The sequence below is a fragment of the Sphaerochaeta sp. UBA5836 genome, assembly GCF_002432845.1.
Classification (GTDB): Bacteria; Spirochaetota; Spirochaetia; order Sphaerochaetales; family Sphaerochaetaceae; genus Sphaerochaeta.
Window position 1 is genome coordinate 24,786 of record NZ_DJGW01000089.1, and the last position, 467, is coordinate 25,252.

The following is a 467-nucleotide window of genomic DNA, read 5'->3' on the forward strand; positions in this document are numbered from 1 at the left end:
TCTCAGCGGACGTTGCTGTTGTATGAATCGGCAATCCTTGGCAGATAGTGATCATGATTGACGAACAGCTGACTGATCAGTATGCCCAATCCAGCGATGTTCACCCCAAGGCCTGCCACCCCTGTCCAGGCGGCCCACGTCGGCGTGGTGGGAGGGTCGACAGAATCGTTCATGAGAAAGAGGGGGGTGAGCATCATGGTCAGACCTGCAAGCTCGGTAAGCAGGCCGGTCTGCATCCAAGTACTCTGCTTCTTCATTGCTCGCTCAAGCTCTGTGATCAAGCCTCTGGTCTGCTCATCCAACTCTTGAGTTTTCAAAAGGTCGAAGAACTCTAAAACCTCGCTTTCCCTTCCCCAGCCGGTTTCCATCGTATAGGTTTGGCCTTTGTAGGTATACCTTGGTGGTACCTCATAGGCTCCACCCGTTTTTCCGGGGTGGTAGATGATTCTATTCCAATCGACTGCTAT

At 52.5% G+C, this 467-nt stretch carries 1 protein-coding gene; it reads right to left on the reverse strand.

The window, feature by feature from the left end; genetic code table 11:
* Positions 1 to 2: 2 nt before the first annotated feature.
* The coding region (locus B3F49_RS08150) for a hypothetical protein (protein WP_293910318.1) at positions 3 to 467 on the reverse strand (465 nt) is incomplete at its 5' end.